Annotated in this window: 8 protein-coding genes and 1 pseudogene; 4 read left to right on the top strand and 5 right to left on the bottom strand. The window is 46.1% G+C overall.

The window, feature by feature from the left end; all coding sequences use genetic code 11:
• Positions 1-63 precede the first annotated feature (63 nt).
• Positions 64-234 carry a tetratricopeptide repeat protein gene (locus tag QUB30_RS19440; RefSeq protein ID WP_333336543.1) on the top strand — a complete coding sequence of 57 codons (171 nt, stop codon included), beginning with the start codon at positions 64-66 and terminating at the stop codon, positions 232-234.
• Between the two features lie 110 nt (positions 235-344).
• Here QUB30_RS19440 and QUB30_RS19435 read toward each other — a convergent pair whose 3' ends face one another.
• From QUB30_RS19435 to QUB30_RS19425, 3 genes are all read right to left on the bottom strand, one after another.
• Positions 345-1,619, bottom strand: a complete 1,275-nt coding sequence (locus tag QUB30_RS19435; protein WP_333336541.1) for a carbamoylphosphate synthase large subunit — start codon at positions 1,617-1,619, stop codon at positions 345-347.
• Between the two features lie 203 nt (positions 1,620-1,822).
• Positions 1,823-2,716 carry an isoaspartyl peptidase/L-asparaginase family protein gene (locus tag QUB30_RS19430; RefSeq protein WP_333075126.1) on the bottom strand — a complete coding sequence of 298 codons (894 nt, stop codon included), beginning with the start codon at positions 2,714-2,716 and terminating at the stop codon, positions 1,823-1,825.
• Between the two features lie 628 nt (positions 2,717-3,344).
• Complete coding sequence (locus QUB30_RS19425) at positions 3,345-3,977, bottom strand: alpha-ketoglutarate-dependent dioxygenase AlkB (protein ID WP_333075127.1); 633 nt, start codon at positions 3,975-3,977, stop codon at positions 3,345-3,347.
• A 246-nt stretch (positions 3,978-4,223) separates the two neighbouring features.
• On the opposite strand from QUB30_RS19425, the gene QUB30_RS33905 reads away from it, so the two are divergent.
• Entirely contained in the window at positions 4,224-4,364 is a 141-nt protein-coding gene (locus tag QUB30_RS33905) for a hypothetical protein (protein WP_445300518.1), read from the top strand.
• Here the strand turns inward: QUB30_RS33905 and QUB30_RS19420 are convergent.
• A pseudogene (locus QUB30_RS19420) lies at positions 4,309-4,503 on the bottom strand (hypothetical protein); the annotation flags it as partial. The gene QUB30_RS33905 and the pseudogene QUB30_RS19420 sit on opposite strands and share 56 nt — an antisense overlap.
• A 162-nt stretch (positions 4,504-4,665) precedes the next feature.
• On the bottom strand, positions 4,666-10,377 hold the full coding sequence (locus tag QUB30_RS19415; protein ID WP_333336539.1) for an AAA family ATPase: 5,712 nt from the start codon (positions 10,375-10,377) through the stop codon (positions 4,666-4,668).
• A gap of 566 nt (positions 10,378-10,943) precedes the next feature.
• Here QUB30_RS19415 and QUB30_RS19410 point away from each other — a divergent pair.
• Both QUB30_RS19410 and QUB30_RS19405 read left to right on the top strand, forming a co-directional pair.
• Positions 10,944-14,648 (top strand): CHAT domain-containing protein, encoded by a 3,705-nt coding sequence (locus tag QUB30_RS19410; RefSeq protein ID WP_445300519.1) that lies wholly within the window; start codon positions 10,944-10,946, stop codon positions 14,646-14,648.
• A gap of 217 nt (positions 14,649-14,865) precedes the next feature.
• Complete coding sequence (locus tag QUB30_RS19405) at positions 14,866-19,032, top strand: DUF4347 domain-containing protein (RefSeq protein ID WP_333336535.1); 4,167 nt, start codon at positions 14,866-14,868, stop codon at positions 19,030-19,032.
• Positions 19,033-19,120: the final 88 nt, after the last annotated feature.

Here is a 19,120-nt window from a genome sequence, read left to right as displayed (position 1 = left end):
TTGAGCCCTTAAAGGGGCTTAACTCCCGAAACCAAGCGGGGGAAGGGATTGGAATTATTGGAGATGTCTAATGCTCATGCCTACTACAATCGTGGTTTAGCCAAGTCTGACCTAGGACAAAAAGCAGAGGCGATCGCAGATTATCAAAAAGCCGCTGACTTGTACAAGTACCAAGGAAATACAAGTGATTACCAAGAGGCTATTAACAAAATTCAAGAACTATCAGCAGAGTAGCGACTTAGAGATTGTTTTGAGAAACCGACCGAGGAGATTTTGCCTTTGGGGAATATTTATCAAGCCGATTTAATTGAACCGCACAACTGCTGCAATCGGTAGAGTAGATATCAACCAAATTGCTGCAATCCCTTACTGTGCAAATTCTCCTCGATGTGCTGCATTTCCTTCATATCCTCACCCGCGACTATCCCGTAAAATTCCGTGTAGATTTTCCCGTATTTAACCTTCTCTAAAGCTGACAAGATTATCAAGTCCTTGCGATCGAGTTCTGGTTTCAGCGTAACAAGAATGGATTCCAAAGTCCCATCCATTCGCCAGCTACTGGAATATTGAGCCACCTCCTTTCCCAGCCCCAGTAAGGTATGGCGCTGGACACAAAGGGGAGTCGAACCATTAACTCGGAAATTGGCATCTATGGCATACAACTCTCCCTCCGAGTCTTCGAGCACGTCGAAGCCAATAACGCCGAAATAACCCTGTTGGTGAGCATATTTACCAATAGCGGCAATCATCTCAAAAAACCTACTCATGTCGGTTTCGCGGTAGTGAATCAGTCCCCCTAAATAGCTACCCTCTGGGGTGACAAGTTGGCTGGTAGTGCCGATAAGCGTGATATTTCCCGTTTTGCTTACATAGAACTGCACGCAATAGTTCTGCACTTCATTCTTGACGAATTCCGAGACAATAATCGTATCCAGCAACTTAATATCGAGATATTTCCTCACTTCCTGCAAGCAGTAGTTCAGATCGCTGGCGCTTTTGATAATATAAGTGCCTTCTCCAGAAAGCCCGTGGGACGTTTTAATCAAGTAGGGGAATTGCTCTGGTAACTGAATGCTTTCGAGATTGACTTCGTGCAGATTGTAGGTTTGGTATTTCGGACATTGCACGCCTAATTCTGCTAGCGTGGCTTTGCTGAGTAAGTGGTAGTGGATGTCGGGATGGACGGCGTGTTTTTCAGGTTTGAGATTGTCGAAGGGAAATAGACTCAGGAGTTTGTCAAAGCGATCGCTTACGCTGAGATCTTCGAGATAAGTTGAGCAGTCTATCATCTCCATACTGCTGTAGCTGAAGCCAAAATGCTCCCGCCAATAGTCCATCAGCGAGTTCGGCGGCTGATTAATCACAATCCCTGGGATGGCATCGCCTAACACAGCCAGATTTTTCCAAGGTTCCTTCTGACCAATCTTGTCGAAAGAAGTTTTGGTGGCTTCACTGCTGCCGTCTTGAATAAAGTATTTTTTTCTGTTGGGGTAAGCAGCCCAACTGGCAGTTGCAGGGTAATTTAGGATGAACGCATAACCTGCATCTGTAATGTCTGCAGCAAACAAATCGGAAAGAGAATTACCCTGAAAGTAAGGAAAGTCGTATGTTGAGTTCATAAGAAACCTTCAAGTCGAGTTTGAATTGAACTGTTTTGCCGGCCACTAAGTAGCTCGACACAATTAAAAGTAGGGTGGGCAATGCCCGCCCTACAAATTGAAAAAGTGTTTATTGATGTCCAGCTACTTAATACCTAGGAAACAAGATATTAGTTGCGGAATTTTAACTCTCTCCAACTAGGGAGAATGCAACCTCAATAATTTCAATGATGGACGAGTTGTTTTTTCTTAGTGAACACAGCCACCTTGTCCATTCCTGAGGTTCTATAAGCACAAGCCATGTCCGTTGAATTATGCGCCCAGCCAACCCGCCCTTGAGGGTCTATGAGGATGCACCCAGCTTCTCCTGCTACCTTAGATGCCAGAGTCTCAATTGCCATCTGCGCTGCATCGTCTGGGTGCTTGCCGGACGCTAGAATGTCGATCGCCGTCTTAGCCAGAACTACTGGTATAATCGACTCGCCATCGCCTGTGGTCGAGCAAGCGCCCTGTTCATTTTCAGCAAACAAGCCTGAGCCGATAATGGCGCTGTCGCCGACGCGACCGGCGGGCTTATTCATAGTGCCGCCTGTTGAGGTACCGGCAACTAAGATGCCGCTGCTGTCCAAAGCTACACAACCAACGGTATTGGGGCGGTCAATAACTTCTTTTTCCTCCTCCCACTCTTCCTGTTGCTCATCAGCGATTAAGTCTTCTTTTTTACACATCTCGGCTCCATTTTCGGCCGCAAAATGTTCTGCGTGATCCGCTACTAAGAACATGGGTTTTTTATCCATAATCTTTCGCGCCACGGAGATGGGATGCCGCACGCCTTTAACATTTGCGAGGGCTCCCCAAGCTAATGAACCGCCTTCCATCATCGCTGCGTCTAGCTCTACCTCTCCCTTACTGTTGAGAACCGATCCAAAGCCTGCGTTAAATGTCTGGTCAGCTTCCAGAACCCGGATAGCTGCCTCAACAGCTTCTGCTGCTGTACCCCCCCTTGCGAGCACTGCCCAACCAGCTTCTGCGGCTGCGGTACAGCCTGCATTGTTGGCTGCTACCTTGTCTTCTGTGATGGTTTTTGCTCCACCGTGAACAATAATGCTTAGTACCATAAATTTCCTTTTTTTTATCTGAATATCTACTTAAAAATTTCTTATATCAATCAATTTATTATAAGCAATTTTTAAGTATTTTATTTGATGCTAGTTATATAGGCTAGCTGTGTTTAATTTAGGATTCGTCTATCTTCAGATATAATTATTTGTGTCGAGATTTGTATTACTACCGACCTAGCTATTTACGAATTATTAATATATATGTTGCTAAAGTTATGTCAATAGTTTGATCACATTTAGCTTAGAGTTAGTTAAGGAACTTGAAAGAGTTAGGGAATAAAGATGAGGTAAAACTTAAGGGGATGCACTACACCTTAACAGGCAAAATTGCTAAACGTGAAGAATGAGACTTTGAGAGAAAAGAAGTGCGATCGACTTTCACATCACTCTGAGCCTTTCTGCTGACCCGCCAAAAACCCGCGCCGCCGCAACAAACTAGCCGTTTGACCCAAACTCAGCCTTAGCAGCGGCACTCCCGTGCGATCGTTAATTCGGCGGTACTGTTATTGCTGCTGTGCTAAAATCGCTACTTTTACTGTTAACAAAAGTTGCAATCTTTTTTTATTAAAACCGCAGCAAAAGGCAGATAAACGCCTATGCAAATTACAAATTACCCTTAATTAATTTAGATTACTTTCCTGAAAGTAAGGTTGATTCTTGGTTCAGTAACTTTGGCTGCTTTCGGGATTTGGTGTTGCCAAAAATGCTGGGTTGCTCCTTTCATCAGCAGGAAGCTTCCAGGAGTTAATTGAATTTCTAATTTCGTTTCTTTTTGGTATTTGTGCCTGAGCATAAAACGACGAGTAGCCCCAAAACTTACAGAACCGATCGCTGGGTTTTCACCAAGTTCTGATTCATCATCACTGTGCCAAGCTACACTATCTTTGCCGTCGCGATATAGATTAAGCAACACGCTGTTAAACACTGTACCTGCTATTGCTTCTATTTTAGATTTGATTGTTATGAGTGTAGGTGTCCATAGATTAGGCTCCATTTTTATTTTGGAGTAAGTGTAAGATTTACCTACATCTCCGTACCATGCGCTAAGTCGCGGTATAGCGACTTGCTTGCCAAAAAGCAGAGCCACCTCTTGCTTCCAATTAATAGCGCCGTACAATTCCGCAAATATCTCGTTGCTCTCATTGTTATTCAAAAAGTCGCGGTACATGATTATTTCGGCATCAGGCAGAGATAATTGCTGACCATGTTTCTGGCTTTCTGCTTTTGGCTCTTCCCACAATGAAAGTTGAGTATACATAAATCTGCTCGCTGATTACGTTTTACTGAAATTTATAAATATACAGTTGCTGACACAAGCACTGCCCAGCTTTACCATTAATCATGTAAAGCTAATTTTAGCATTTTAACAAGACAAGGATAATTACTTTTCTTAAACTTATAGCTAATGTTGCATACCGAATTGGGCGAAAAGTATAGGATATGTTTTGGTAGGTTTTTACACAGGGACATAAGTTTAGATAATGCCAGAAAAATTCGGTTACTCTTGCTTTTGCCTTCCTTGCCCGCGATCGCTGCTGTGATGGATCTTGACCTAATCCTAGTCCTCAATGAAGCGATCGACCTTCACATCACTCTGAGGCTTTCTGCTTACCCGCCAAAAACTCCCGCAGCCGCAGTAAACTAGCCGTTGGCCCCAAATTCAGCGCTAGCAGCGACACTCCCTCCAACCGAGACTGCACCCAACCATCGCCCCAATACCACTCGTGAAATCCGTCAATTCCCAGGCTCAACAACAGCCGCAGACAATTGTGCTCAGCAATATCGCGGTGGGGCGATTCCCCTGTACACGGTCAACAAATTTTACTTGCCGCAAAGTATTATTGACCGCCAAGTCAGAAAAATGAAAACGATCTCCCCGTCCAACAATTTAGCGATCGAGTTTGGGACTGTTGCAATTAATCTAAATTGTGTGACCGGTCTTTAATTTATGTGCGACTCACCAATGCAGACTCACAGCGTTCCCAATAAATTTTAGCAGCGCGATCGCCCTGATTTTGACGCCAACACTCGGAAAACAGCCGCGCCGCTTCAGCAAACTTCCCTTCCAAGTAAATTGCCCTCGCTTCTGCAAACAATTCCAGCGCAGCTAACTTACCCTCTTTAATTTCTAGCCCGTCAGCATCAAACACCTCATAAACCGTTACTGCTTCGGATTTTCCCTTGACTTTTACCGTATCGAGGGTGCGGATTGCATACTGGGATGGATTTTTTAGGCGCGAGTAAGTTGGCTGGGTAATTAATAGCGACACCCCATAATTTTTCGTCAAACTTTCCACCCGAGAAGCTAAATTCACCGCATCGCTGATTACCGTCCCGTCCATGCGATTTTGACCGCCCACCGTTCCCAGCATCAAAGTTCCAGTATTGATGCCAATCCCAATCTGAATCGGCGCACAGCCAAAATTAGCGCGGTTTTGATTGTATTCAACCAGGCCCTGCAGCATAGCAATTCCGGCTTTCACCGCATTATCCGCCTCGCCGCTAAACAGCGCCATAATCGCATCGCCAATATATTTATCAATAAACCCGTTATTTTCATTAATGACGGGTTCCATGCGAGAAAGATAGGAATTGATAAATCTGAAATTATCCTCCGGCGTCATGCTTTCCGAGAGCGTGGTGAAGTCGCGAATGTCGGAAAACAACACCGACATTTCTAACTGCACTTGGTCGCCTAATTCCACCTCAATAATGCTTGATTTATTTAGAAACTGTAGGAATTGATTGGGAACGAAGCGCTCGTAAGCTTTGTTGAGTTGGAACAATTCATTGGTAAACCTGATTCGCTCTGCTTCGGCTTTTTTGCGCTCCGTAATATCTTGAAAAGCTACAATGGCATAAGAAATATTATCCTTTTCATCATAGATTGGCGTACCCCAAACCTCGATCGGAATAATCTTGTTGCCTTGGTGAATTTCCATATCATCTACAGTGGCACTTTCACCACTCAACGCCCGCATAGCAGGCAATTGTGCAGAGGGATATTCCTGCTCGGTTCCAGCTTGATAGAGTTGATAAACCTCTGCTATTTGCTCGCTGGAGGCTTCAGGAATAACTCCTTTACCCAATAATTGAATAGCAACGCGATTACTATAGTAAGGTTTGCCAGAAGCATCCAGCACTGACACCCCCACTGGAATTGCTTCTAAAAATTGAGCGAGTCTGTTCTCACTTTCGCGGACTTCTGTATAAAGCTTAGAATTTTGGATCGAGATAGCCGCCTGTCCAGATAGCACTTTTAATAGTTCCACTCTTTCTGGCGTAAAAGCTCCGGCTGTGAGATTGTTTTCTAGGTAAACAATACTAATGATTTGAGATTGGTTGATCAGCGGCACGCATAAAATTGATTTGGGCTGATGCTTTTGGATGTAGGGGTCGTTGGTAAATTGTCCCTCTCGGACAGCATCATCTAGTACCACGCTTTCTTGAGTGCGGGCCACATAATTGACAATTGCGGAGGAAAGTTCTTGACAATTTTCAAGGGGGATTGACTGCAAAACGGTAACGAGATTGTCATCTATTTTACCTTCAGCTTCAATTAACAGTTTTCCCTGACTTGATAAAATTAGATATCCTCTTTGGGCCCCGGCACTTTCCATCAGAATTTTCATCAAGCTAGACAGGAGCTTATCTAGCATTATTTCACCGGAAATCGCCTGAGAAGCTTTCATTACTGTGGTGATATCTAAGTTAGAACCAGAACTCGTGGTGGTCACTGATGCCGTAGTTTTAGGGGTTTTTATTCCCGGTTGGATTGGCGCCAATAACTGGGGATATCGCGTTTCTAAATCCGTTACCTTAGCAGTGGCTCCCCATTGAACATAACAATAATAGGCCTCAATCATGTAGGTTTGAGCAAGTTTTTCTTTGCTCCATTCCCAATAGAATTTTGCTGCTAGTTCGTTAGCTAGTGCTTCTTCGTTGAGGAATTTATTTTCTTTGGCTCCAGAAATGGCGCGATCGTACATTTCAATCGCCTCAGCTTTATTGCCCAAAACGCGATGTTTTTCGGCCTCAACCAAATACCATTTATGCAGATAATTCATGGGAGCATTTTGCGCCCACTGTTTCAGCGTAGTTTGATGAATTTCCACCTGGGCAAGAATTTCAGCTTGCTCAATTTCTGGGCGGGTGGGAAAAAGTGCCAGGTGCGTCAGGGCTGCATAGAAATGGAAAATGGGAACAAAAATCATTCCCGATACTGCTATCAAATACTGTTGGCTTTGGGCAAGGTAGTCAAGAGCAGCCTTGTAATTCCCCCATGAATAAGCAAGCAACAGTTTGAAAATGTAGACAGTAGCGATCGCAGTGAATTCATTGTTCTGATAATGCTTAGGACTCATTACCGTTTCATCGTAGGCAGAGCCGATTAAACAATCTGGCAGAATACGGGTTTCCCTCAAGTTCTGCAGCGTCTGCCGTGTTATATCCAAAAAAGCCAGGGCAGAATATTGCTTCACCTGAGCCAAGGCAGCGCTGTAACTTACTATTTCGGTTTCCCAAGTGTCTAGTTCTACCCCACCGAAGAAATGAGCATCAAAGTAATTTTTTATGCTGTAGCCAGCGTTGAGAAAATCGCCAGTTTCCATGCCCGCAGTATAGCCATTTTTGCTCGTCAGTATCGTTGCCAAGAGAGCATCTTGGCGATGCTGAATCCAGCCCCCAAAACAAGCCAGAATTTTAGACTTGAATTCGGGCGCATTCAACCTATCCAGCAAGTTCAGTGCCAATTGCCCAAAGCCATAGCCGGTTTCCACCTCTTGTAAAAAGGCACATAACATGAACCCGTACATCGCATACCCCATAGTCGAGGCGGGTGCATTCCCAAATTGGAGCGATAAACTTACCATCGTGCAGCTAACTAGGGGCGTTAAACTCGGCATTCCTTGAAAAATGGGTGCATGCAATATTCCCAAGAGTTGCATAGCTGCCCGAGTCTGTGGATTTGTCATCACAGGCAAGTCAACCAGTTGCTCGATCTGTTTGTCCTGAAGTTGACTGGCCAGGGCTTGCAACGCTTTACCAATTAAGGCTTTGTCAGGTTCGCTGGGGAGATCGATCCCCAGTAGTCGCAGGGCATCTCTACCCACTGCGATCGCTTCTAACATCTTGTTTTGGGCTGTCTGGGCGGCAATTTGAATTTCGTAAATTTTAATTTTGTCTAAAATCGTCTTAGCTTCTTGTAAAACCTGTGCTGCCATCCGCTCCATACCATCAAAGTCACCATTCAAATAGGCAATTTCAGCAGCAGCAACATAGAGATTTAGGGTCAATTCATATTGAGTTTGCCAGCATTGAGGTGTCAGTAGCTCAACTCCCATTTGCAGATACATATTTGCCGCAGCATAGGCAGTAGAACTTCTGGCTTTACAACCCGCTGCCAAGTTGAGTCTGGCTAACGCTTCTCGTTCGCTTAATTGATTAATTAACTCAATTCCTTGATTTAAATGCCCCACAATATCAAAGAGCTTTTCTTCTTTTTCTATATTTGAATATTTTTGTAGCAGTAACTGTCCTATTTTGAGATGAGTTGCTTGTTTTTGGTTGTCGGGAATCAATGAATAGGCAGCTTGTTGCACGCGATCGTGCAGGAAGCGATAAGTGGGATTGGTAATAGACTCAGTATGGGAGCGATCGTCTGTTGGAATGAAGCATTTATAGCCTTCTGTAATGGGTAAAATGAGTTCTTCTTGCAAGGCTTTCCAAAGTGCTGATGCTGTTTGTTCTGGTAATTCTTCGTTGACTATTGCCAAGGTATCTAAATCAAACTGCGCCCCTATGCAGGCAGCAAGTTTGAGAACCTCCTGAGTAGGGGCCGGCAACTTCTGCAATTGCACCGCCATAAACTCCACCACATCCGAGGCGTGGGTAAGTCTAGCTTGAGCAATATCGCACTGCCAATGCCCTACATCCGAGTCAAAGATGATTTGACCATCTTCATACAGCGACTTGAGGAATTGAGTCGAGAAAAAGGGATTACCTTTGGTTTTTTGATAAACCAATTCTGTCAAGGGTGCGGCCAAAGATAAATCGCAAATCAGCGTATCTGCTACCAACTGATTGAGATCTGCTAAACTCAACGGTTGCAGGGTAATAGTATTCACCACTGCCCCAGACTTCACAATCTCATCCACCGTCAACATAAACGGATGAGCAGCGGACACCTCATTATCCCGATAAGCACCCAACAGCAACAGATGCCCCCTATCCTCCATTAACAGTTGTAGTAACTTCAGGGATGCCGAATCTGCCCACTGCAAATCATCCAAAAACATCACTAATGGATGTTCTGCTGTGGTAAATACTTGCACAAATTTCTGCATCAGCAAATTAAAGCGATTTTGGGCGGCACTCCCCGACAGTTCTAGTGCAGGACTTTGAGCACCAATGATGCGTTCTAATTCAGGAATCACCTCAATCAGCACTTGCCCGCTATCACCCAATGCTGTCAGAATCTTAGTTTTCCATGTTTTTAATTGAGCATCACTTTCTGATAATAATTGCCCCATCAATTCCCGAAATGCTTGCACAAATGCACTGAAAGGAATATTGCGCTGGAATTGGTCGTATTTGCCTTTAATAAAATAGCCACGCTTTCTGGCGATCGGCTTGTGGACTTCGTTCACGACTGCGGTTTTACCAATCCCAGAAAAGCCAGCTACCAACATCATTTCGGCGGTACCTGTACTGACTCGCTCAAAGGCTGCTAATAGATTATCAACTTCAGTTTCCCTGCCGTATAACTTTTCGGGAATCAGGAAACGATCTGTAATATCTCGCGTTCCCAATTCAAATTCTTCTATGCTGTCCGTTTGTTGTAATTGCAGCAGACACATTTCTAAATCATGCTTGATACCCAAGGCTGTTTGATAGCGGTTTTCGGCATTCTTCGCCATCAATTTACTGACAAGAAGCGAGATTATTAGGGGAATTTCTGGCTTGATTTCGTGCGGGGGAAGCGGCTGTCTGGCAATGTGGCAGTGAACCAGTTCTAAAGCATCTTCTGTCTCAAAAGGCAATTTGCCTGTCAGCAATTCGTAGAAGGTGACACCAAGCGAGTAAAAATCAGCCCGGTAATCGAGAGTACGATTCATTCTCCCGGTTTGTTCTGGTGAAATGTAAGCAAGGGTTCCTTCCAGAACTCCGGGGTTTTTCAGTATCGGTGTTTCTCGGCTTAACTGAGTGGAAATGCCAAAGTCGATAATTTTTAATTGTTCTGTTTCCGGGTTGTAAACAATATTAGAAGGGTTAATATCTTTGTGGATGACGTTGGCGCGGTGAATTTGCCCTAAAATTTCAGTTGTGGCGATCGCAATTTGCAGAAACTCCTCCTGGCTAAACTTTCGCTGCTGCATCCAAATTGTCAATGATTCGCCGCCAAAGTCCTCCACAAACATCACGAGGCTGTTTTGGTATTTTTGCAACTCATAAACCTGCACGACTCCCGGCTCTTTTAGCTCTTGGGTGATGCGGTATTCGGTGCGGTAGCGCACCAATTCTTGAGGTGTGGGGTAGCTTTCTTTGAGAAGTTTGAGGATAATCGGCCCTTTATCTGCTTCCCGAATCGCCCGGTAAACCAGAGAGTTGACACTTTCGTAAAGCAGCGTCTGGACAGCAACGCCTGGAATAGAGAGCATATTGATTTTTATGGTAAAAATTAAAGCTAACTCAAAACGCACCACCTTTGTGTATAGAATAGCACGTTAGAGAGGAAAAAATGGGGTTTGTTAACAAATGTTTAGTTTTTCGGGTAGCAGCCTGCAAATACTTTGTAGGTGCCCCGATCGCGATCGCCTAGTTTGTAGGGTGCATCAACAGTCGATCGCACTTTTGCTGTGATTTTCAGCCCACATTACGCAGCTTGGGGTGTGACACAGCATAATTACGCAGAAAACTATATTTTTAAAATAATAAATTATGGCTTTAAAACGTTTTTTCTCAGTCAATGTACGGTTTAAAGCTATAAATTATAGCTTTATTGCTAGATAAAAATAAGTAAAAACCGATCGTGACAGTTGAGGGTGCAGAATGTGATTTTCAGGTAAAGCAACCGCCCTGATTGTGACAACGTTCTTAATAGCTAAGTTTACGCTGCTGTTGACGGCACTGAGCAGCTAATACCTTAAAGTTATAATTGTTAGATATGTGTTGTGCCAGCTCAAAGCTAATGAAACTAGCCTTCTTTTCTATACAGAGTGCTGCAATGCTAGCGATCGCAGCCACTATTGTCAGTACAGCGGTGGTACAAGGACAACTCATTGTTCCCGCACCCAATGACGCTGGCACTACTGTCACGCCTGACAACGGCAACCGCTTCAATATTACAGGCGGCCAAACTTCTAGAGATGGAGCGAATCTTTTCCACAGTTTTCAACAGTTTGGGCTTAGCGAAGGGCAGATTGCTAATTTTATTTCTACTCCCGCTATTCGCAATATCTTAGGACGGGTAGTAGGCGGCAATCCTTCTATTATTAACGGTTTAATTCAAGTAAGTGGCGGCAATTCCAACCTATTTTTAATCAATCCTTCGGGCATTATATTTGGCCCTAATGCTAGCTTGAATCTTCCGGCTGCTTTTACAGCTACTACTGCTACTAACATTGGTTTTGATTCTGGTTTGTTCAATGTTGCAGCAGCGAACGATTACAGTAAGCTGATAGGAACTCCGAACACTTTTTACTTTAATCTCAGCCAACCGGGAAGTATCCTCAATGCAGGTAATTTAGCTGTTGTGCCGGAACAAAGTATAACTTTAGTTGGCGGTACTGTCGTCAGCACTGGTTCCATCAATGCTCCCCAAGGTAATATTATTGTCGCTGCTGTCCCCGGTGAAAATGCTGTTCGGATTAGTAAAGAAGGGCATTTATTAAGTTTAGAAATAGGGGTTATTGACGGCGAATTGTTGGCACAGAATGGGCAATTGTCTCTGCCTTTGTCTCTTCCGCAATTGCTTGCGGGCGCAGGTAGGAACTCTGCTACTGGTATCTCCGTTAATGGTGCAGGAGAAGTGGTTTTGACGGCGGGTTTGAAGGTGGAAAGCGGGGATGTGGCGATCGCTAGTTCTACTGTTAATAGTCAGAATGCTACACTCTCGGCAGCCAGTAATCTCACTTTGGTAGAAAGCCAGCTACTTACTGAGAACAACTTGTATCTATTGGCAGGAGATACGGTGCGGGTGCGGGATGGGAATAACGCTTTCAGGGCGATCGCAGGCGGCAATCTTACTATACAAGGTAATCAAAATATTGATATCTTCGCGCTAAATTACCCTAACCCTGCATTCCAATCCGCAGGGGATATCACATTATTGAGCAATGGCAATGTTTCCGGTGATGCTCACTTCGCTGCGGGAGGTAATGTAAGTATTCTCACATTGTCTGGCAACGGTGGCAGTTTTTTGAGTTTGTACGACCCGATTATTAGCTCCGAGGGAGATGTGAGATTTGGTGATTATACTGGAACCTCACTTAAGGTAGAAGCAAAAGGCGCGATCGCGGCGGGAGATATTACCATCACAGGGCCAGATACTACTTTGTCGGGTTCCGCCGATCCAGATGCGGCCGTGCTTTCAGGTAGTGCAGCTTTAATTCTGCGATCGGGCGTTTCGACTCTGGCGAATGCTGCGAATGTGCCGCCGAATACGACAGCAGGGGAGACATTTTTTGCTTCTGGGGGTGTTGCTTCGGGCAATAGCATCGGAGTGGGAGCGATTTCGACAGCAGGCGGGCCTGTGATTTTGGAATCAGCAGGAGACATTGCGCTGGATGCGATCGCCACTTCTGGGGGTAATATTACTCTCAAAGCTGGTAGCGACATCGCCGTTACAGGCACTCTTCACTCTACTGGCGGCAGTATTGACCTCACGGCTGGCAATCTTCTCACAGTCAGCGGCACTTTTACAGATAGTAACGGTGTAAATGCGAGCATTTCCAGCGCTAATGGCACAAGTGGCGGCGCGATTACTATTCGCCACGCGGGGAGCACTACTACACCTTTTATTGTCGGCGATGCGACAACGAATGGGACGGCGGGAGCCATTACATCAGGTTCTGAGACTATTTCGCCACAATTCCCGGTGCCGGTGCCGCCAAGCACTTACACTCAGGGCAATATTGCGATCGTTACTTCCGCGCCATCTCCAACGCCGGAACCGACACCATCTCCAACACCGGAACCGACACCACAACCGACACCGGAACCGACACCATCTCCAACACCGGAATCGACACCATCTCCAACACCGGAACCGACACCATCTCCAACACCGGAACCGACACCATCTCCAACACCGGAACCAACACCGGAACCGACACCACAACCGACACCACAACCGACACCACAACCAACACCATCTCCAACACCATCTCCAATACCACAACCGACACCACAACCAACACCATCTCCAACACCATCTCCAATACCACAACCAACACCATCTCCAATACCACAACCAACACCATCTCCAATACCACCCACACCGGAACCCGCGCCATCTCCAATATCAGAACAAACGACATTACCGGATATTTCAATTACCAATGCGATCGCCCAATCTGACAACCTAAATATGATTAATAGAATTGAATCTCTTTTTAACTACAGATCCGATTGGGTAAGCGAAGTTGTCCAAACGGCATCGCCTCTAAGTAGAGTTAGCCTTAGCGATATCACACGACTGATCGATAGAGGCGATATCCCTCAAGCCAGTTTCTTTATCGATATCTTCTATAGCGAACAAGTGGGGTCATACGTCTACCAGGAAATCAGGCGGGACTTGCAATCTTTTACGGCCATACAGCAAAGAATGAGAACGATCGCCAACCAAACTGGTAAGAAACCAGCCATTATTTACGCCTTAGCCCGCCCTGAACAATTAGACCTGATCATCGTTCCCCCTACAGGCATCCCAATTCATAAAAGCATCCCCCCAGCTAAGCGCGAAACTTTGATGCAAGTCGTCGCCAGCTTCAGGTCTGAACTCCTTAGTCCCAGCAAAATCAATACTCAGAGCTATTTGCCAGCATCCCAGCAACTTTACCAGTGGATAATTGCACCCTTGGAAGCTGATTTGAAAGCTCAGGGCATCGATACGCTAGTTTTTAGTATGGATGCGGGGTTGCGATCGCTCCCCTTAGCCGCCCTCCATGACGGTTCTCAATTTCTAGTAGAAAAATACAGCATCGGACTTATTCCCAGCGTCAACTTGACCGATACTAACTATGAAAGCGTTAAAAATGCTGAAGTTTTAGCAATGGGAGCCTCGCAATTTACCAATAACCAACCCTTGCCAGCAGTGCCTGCAGAACTTAACGCTATTGCCTCAGAATGGAAAGGCGAATCTTTCCTCAATCAAACCTTTACTCTCAATAATCTTCAATCGCAGCGCAATGACAGACCCTATCGGATTATTCACCTCGCCACTCACGGAGAGTTTAAGTCAGGAGCACCGAGCAATTCTTACATCCAGTTATCAGACACCAGACTAACACTCGATCGCGTGCGCGAACTAGGGTGGAATCAGCCGCCTAAAGTTGAGCTATTGGTGTTGAGCGCTTGTAAAACTGCTGTGGGTGATAATGACGCTGAATTAGGCTTTGCGGGGCTAGCTGTGCAAGCGGGCGTGAAGTCAGTTTTGGCGAGTCTTTGGTACGTCAGCGATGAAGGTACTTTAGGGTTAATGGCTGAATTTTACCATGAGTTAAAAGTCGCGCCTATTAAAGCGGAAGCCTTGCGGCAGGCTCAAATCGCCATGCTCAAAGGTCAAGTTCGCATTGAAAATGGCCGTTTAATTTTGTCTAACTTAAATAAGGAGTTAGAATTGCCACCAGAATTAGCTAAACTAGGTGATCGAAACCTTTACCATCCTTATTATTGGTCGGGTTTTACAATGATTGGAAGTCCTTGGTAAGGTATAAAGGTGATTGCAATTGCTTCTTGAATCGCGACATAAAATTGCTGTGTTATTCGTAATGACATAGTAGTAAGTGCATCAAGACTAACAATATCATTGCGAACGAAGCGAAGCAATCGCCAGGAATGATGGAATCACTAACATCTGATTGCTAGTAATTCTCTAAATGCTATTTGAATGAAAAACCTAAAAAGTTAAAATTAAATAGATGCAAATGATACAGCAAAAGTTGGTTTTAACTCTAGTTTTTATTGACTCAAATGTTGAAGATTACCAGAGTTTAATTAGTGGCATTTCCCCAAAGGCTGAAGTAATTATCCTAGATGAAACCCTCAATGGCATTGAGCAAATCACCGAAAGGCTAGCAACTAAACAAAATATAGAAGCAATCCACATCATCTCTCACGGCAGTCCAGGGGCAGTACAACTCGGTGCAAATACACTCAACAGCAGCAACATAGAAAGTTTCAGCCGTCAACTCAAACAGTGGCGCAAAGCATTAATTCCCGGTGCCGATATTCTCCTCTACGGGTGTAATGTCGCCGCCGATGTATCGGTGACAACTGACATCGACTACATCCGCCACATCAGCCAGGGGTTAAAACCCCTGTCTTTAAGCTTAAGTCGGTTAAAAGCGACTCAAGACAATCAAGACAATTCACTTATTGGGTCATCTGTCGATGACTTTCGCTATCAGACGGGGGTTAAAGCCCCCGGCCAGTCTGGTGTTAATCCCACAAAACCTCACCAATTCCTCGAACGCCTGAGTGAATTAACGGGTGCCGACATCGCCGCCTCGGCCAACCTTACAGGCAATGCCGCACTGGGTGGAGACTGGGAACTGGAAGTACAAATCGGCTCAATCGAAGCAACACCCATTAAGGCTTTAGGCTACAGCCACATCCTAGCCACCGCTAAGCCCGATAACAAAACTATCCCCGTCAACTCGCCCCCAATTAGCATAGACACCCTCGCCAACGACACGGGCAGCAGTCGCGTTTCAGTGCAAAGCATCACTACTGCGCCTACTAATGGTACCGCCACCATCAACGATTGGATTTACGCAGGGGGCGGTTTCACCACAGTCAACGGCACAGCTCGCAACAGAATCGCCAGAATGAACGCCGACGGCAGCCTGGATACTGCTTTCAACCCCACTGGCGGCATGGATAGCGTTGTCTATGAGCTCGCCGTCGACAGCAGCGGCAAGCCCTACGCAGGCGGCGTATTCACCACAGTCAACGGCACAGCTCGCAACAGAATCGCCAGAATGAACGCCGACGGCAGCCTGGATAATGCTTTCAACCCCACTGGCGGCATGGATAGCGATGTCAGAGCGATCCCCCTCGACAGCAGTGGCAAACTTTACGCAGGCGGCGTATTCACCACAGTCAACGGCACAGCTCGCAACTATATCGCCAGAATGAATGCCGACGGCAGCCTGGATACTGCTTTCAATCCCAGTAGCGGCATGAATGCCCCTGTCAATGCGATCGCCATTTACCCCTCAAGCAGCATCCTCTACACCCCCAACGCCGGATTCAACGGTGTAGACACCTTTCAATACACCGCCACCGACGGCACCGCCTCCACTCCCACCACTGTCACCGTCTTAGTCAACGACTCCCCCGCACTAGATAACACCGGCACACCCACTCTCAACGCCCAAAACCAAAACGACAGTGCCAGCACAGGTACATTAATTAGTACCATCATCGCCAACCTCGGCGGTACAAAAATCGCCGATCCCAACGCCAGCGCCTTACAAGGTATTGCCATCACCAACCTCGACACCACTAACGGCAGTTGGCAATACACCACCGACGGCACCACCTGGAATAACGCCCCAGCCGTTTCTGCCACCAGCGCCTTACTATTAGCGAGTGATACCAACACCAGCCTCCGATTTGTTCCCGATGCAGGTTATAACGGCACTGTCACCGACGCGATCGCCTTTGCCGCCTGGGATCGAATTACTGGCACTAACGGCGACGTAGCCGACTACACCACAGACCGAACGAATAACACTACATCCAGTGTTTTCAGTAGCGATACTGAAACTGCCGATATTGCAATTAATCCCCTTCCCACTGTTACGAGTGTTAGTGCCACCACAGCAGACGGCACTTACGGTATTGGTAGATCGATCGACATTACAGTTAACTTCTCTCAAAGCGTCTATGTCACAGGCACGCCACAACTTAGCTTAGCAGGGGTAACTCCTTTCGCCAGTTATCTTTCAGGCAGCGGCAGCAACACCTTGACATTCCGGTATGCAGTAGCTGCAGGCGATATCAGCCCAGACTTAGACTATGTTTCCACAACAGCTTTATCCCTGAGTGGGGGTACTATTAAGAATGCGACCAATGGTGATGCCATCTTAACTTTAGTAACTCCGGGTGCACCCAATTCTTTGGGTGCTTCCAAAGCAATAGTTATTGATGGCATTGCACCAATAGTTGCCTTAACACCCGCATCACCAACAACAACTTTAGTAAATGGTTTATTTAGCGTCACTGCTACCTTTAGTAAAAATGTCAACGGCTTTGATTTTACTGATATCACCGTCGCCAATGCGACTGTCGGGAACTTTGTCACAGTTAATGCCAAAACCTACACCTTTGATGTCACCCCGAAGGCTGATGGCCCTGTCACCGTTGATGTACTTGCGGCTATTGCTACGGATACTGCTAGTAATAACAATATCGCTGCCCCTCAACTGACTCGTACTGCCGATATTACCGCACCTACTGCTAGCTTGGGTGGAGTTTCTAACATTACTAATTCGGGTGGTACAAGTCAGACATTGACAGTTACTTTCAGTGATAGCAGTGGAGTTGATGTTAGCAGTTTAGATAATTCTGACCTGGTAGTAAATTGGTCAGGTGGTACAATTACCGCTACATTTGTCAGCGTCGATACTAATAATAATGGCACACCTCGCACGGCCACTTATTCTCTAACTCCGCCTGGGGGAAGTTGGGATGATACAGATAATGGGAGTTATGCTGTTAATTTGCAAGCATCGCAAGTAAAAGATACTTTTGGCAATCAAGTTGTAGCTAGCAATTTAGGCAGTTTTACTGTTAACATTGCCACGCCAACACCGACTCCGACTCCGACTCCGACTCCGACTCCGCCTCCGACTCCGCCTCCGACTCCGACTCCAACTCCAACTCCAACTCCGACAATAACTCCAACTCCGACAATAACTCCGACAATAACTCCAATACCGACTCCAACGCCGACTCCAACGCCAACTCCAATACCGACTCCAACTTCGACTCCGACTCCCACGCCGACTCCGATTCCCACGCCGACTCCGATTCCCACGCCGACTCCCACGCCAACACCGACTCCGATTCCCCTGCCGATTCCAACGCCAACACCGACTCCGACTCCAACGCCGACTCTAGGTACTCCCGCTGTCATTTTCCTTGAACCACTTTCGAGTACCGACGTACTCGAAAGCTTGGGCAGCGATATATACAAAGTGCGGCTAAATACTCAGCCAACTGCTAATGTCACCGTCGCCATTACCCCTGGAAGCCAAGTTACTGTCAGCCTACCTACCCTTACTTTTACTCCGGCAAACTGGAATGTGGCTCAAACGGTAACGGTGACTGCGGTTGACGATGCGGTTGTTGAGGGCGATCGTGTAAGCACAATTAGCCACGCCACTACCAGCAATGACACATTGTATAATAATCTCGCCGCCCCTCTCACGGTCAATATCAGCGATAATGACAACTTAGGCGATGTCAAAACCCTGTCCCAAAAGTCAGTAATCGGTTTGACAGACAAGGACGATCGCGTCACAGGATCGGCATTAAACGACATGATCCACGCACGCCCCGGCAACGATTATCTTGATGGCAAAGCAGGGGATGACTTGCTTTACGGACAAAAAGGTGATGACGGTATTAGCGGCGGCGATGGCAATGACATTATTTTTGGCGGCCAAGGCATTGAATTTATTCGGGGTGACGGCGACATTGACTTGATTTACGGAGGTAAGGAAAACGATCGCATTTACAGCGGCGATGGCGACGATATAGTATTTGGCGACGGGGGCAATGACTACTTATTTGGAGAAATGGGTGCCGACACTCTCACAGGCGGATTGGGTTTTGATGTGTTTGCGATCGCGATCGGCACTGGTGGAATAGACTTAGCTACTGCCGATGCGATCGCTGATTTTACCCTAAATCAAGACAAAATTGATTTAATTAGCCCCCTGGCTTTTAGCGAGTTAAATATTTTTCAAGGAACCGGCGCTTTTGTTAGCGATACTATAATTCAGTATCAGGTAACAGGGGAATATTTAGCTGTTTTGAAGGGAGTGACTGCCAGCAGTATAGTTCAGCTACTAACTTTTTAGACTTGGTATGTTGTTGCGCTAAAGCGCTTTAGCGCAACAACATACCTACCCGATTTCGATCGCCTAGTTTGTATGTTGCCTCAGCAGT

The sequence above is a fragment of the Microcoleus sp. BROC3 genome (assembly GCF_036702515.1).
Lineage (GTDB): Bacteria > Cyanobacteriota > Cyanobacteriia > Cyanobacteriales > Microcoleaceae > Microcoleus.
Note: the sequence above shows the minus strand (reverse complement) of the source record. Positions and strands in the feature narration are given on the sequence as shown.

Excerpts from the sequence above, each read along its gene's own strand:
- QUB30_RS19440 (WP_333336543.1), top strand. The coding sequence starts at position 64 with ATGTCTAATGCTCATGCCTACTACAATCGTGGTTTAGCCAAGTCTGAC.
- QUB30_RS19435 (WP_333336541.1), bottom strand. The coding sequence starts at position 1,619 with ATGAACTCAACATACGACTTTCCTTACTTTCAGGGTAATTCTCTTTCC.
- QUB30_RS19430 (WP_333075126.1), bottom strand. The coding sequence starts at position 2,716 with ATGGTACTAAGCATTATTGTTCACGGTGGAGCAAAAACCATCACAGAA.
- QUB30_RS19425 (WP_333075127.1), bottom strand. The coding sequence starts at position 3,977 with ATGTATACTCAACTTTCATTGTGGGAAGAGCCAAAAGCAGAAAGCCAG.
- QUB30_RS19415 (WP_333336539.1), bottom strand. The coding sequence starts at position 10,377 with ATGCTCTCTATTCCAGGCGTTGCTGTCCAGACGCTGCTTTACGAAAGT.
- QUB30_RS19410 (WP_445300519.1), top strand. The coding sequence starts at position 10,944 with ATGCTAGCGATCGCAGCCACTATTGTCAGTACAGCGGTGGTACAAGGA.
- QUB30_RS19405 (WP_333336535.1), top strand. The coding sequence starts at position 14,866 with ATGATACAGCAAAAGTTGGTTTTAACTCTAGTTTTTATTGACTCAAAT.